The organism is Staphylococcus sp. 231237_7MaSpsaltlick (assembly GCF_043107035.1).
Genome location: NZ_JBICNX010000180.1, coordinates 1 through 924, shown reverse-complemented (window position 1 = coordinate 924; position 924 = coordinate 1). Strand labels below are relative to the sequence as shown.

General features: G+C 37.0%; 2 protein-coding genes. Both read left to right on the top strand.

What is annotated here, in order from left to right; genetic code table 11:
* Positions 1-179 precede the first annotated feature (179 nt).
* On the top strand, positions 180-479 hold the full coding sequence (locus ACF91D_RS30760) for a head-tail connector protein (protein WP_392438546.1): 300 nt from the start codon (positions 180-182) through the stop codon (positions 477-479).
* Positions 469-801, top strand: coding sequence for a hypothetical protein (locus ACF91D_RS30755; RefSeq protein WP_340175170.1), 333 nt, complete (start codon positions 469-471; stop codon positions 799-801). The genes ACF91D_RS30760 and ACF91D_RS30755 overlap by 11 nt, the downstream gene beginning before the upstream one ends.
* Positions 802-924 lie beyond the last annotated feature (123 nt).

The following is a 924-nucleotide window of genomic DNA, read 5'->3' as shown; positions in this document are numbered from 1 at the left end:
ATCTTGGGAACAACACAATGTTTACGGTAAATATTTAATGGGTGCTTTCCGTTTCGACGTAAAACAAGCAGATGCTAATGCTGGTTTCTTTGTAACTGCAGATTTTTCTGACGCACCTGCAGAAGCGCCAGCTGGAACAACTCCTGAGGGAGCTTAATAAATAAAGGGGTGAGTAATGAATGACATTAGAACAATTAAAGTTGCATATGCATGTCACTCACTCGATGGAAGATCCTTTGATAGAAATGTACATGAGGTGGGCAGAATCAGAAATAAAAGATTCTGTCTATCCTGATAACGATACAAGAAATGAAGAATTTTTCAAAGACAATTCGATTTTTGAACGCGGTGTATTCTTACTTACTTCCCATTATTTCCAAAACCGATACGCATATTCGGACATTGATTATCACGATGTTCCGGATGGTGTGCTTGGTGCCATACAGAAATTGAGAGGGGCTTATCCATATGAGAGTTGACGCAATGAAAGACTTTGTCACTTTCTATAACAGTAATAATGATAGTCCTTATCCCGGTATGGGTGGAAAAGATAAAGTATTTGAATCGTGGGGAGAAATTTACGAACCATCTACAAAAGATGTTCAATTAAACAGTTTAGAAACATCTACAGTCAATGTGACGTTGATTATACGAAATGCTTTTCCTGAATATGTTCCTAAAGAGTATCACACTTTTGTTGTTGAAACCGGTATGTATCAAGGTACTGAGTTCAATATTAAGAATGTGGCGCCTAAAGATGAAACAACTATTAAGATAGTAGGTTCGAAAATATGGGCGTAAAAATCGAAGGATTAGAACTAATAGAGAAAGACATTCAGAAAAGGTACAGTCGTTCAAGTATGAATAAAGCAGAGAAACGAGCTATACAAGCTGGTGGGAACTTTATTCGGAACAAAATAGCAA

Bases quoted from the DNA above. Each gene is read 5' to 3' on its own strand.
- ACF91D_RS30760 (WP_392438546.1), top strand. From the start codon at position 180: ATGACATTAGAACAATTAAAGTTGCATATGCATGTCACTCACTCGATG.
- ACF91D_RS30755 (WP_340175170.1), top strand. From the start codon at position 469: ATGAGAGTTGACGCAATGAAAGACTTTGTCACTTTCTATAACAGTAAT.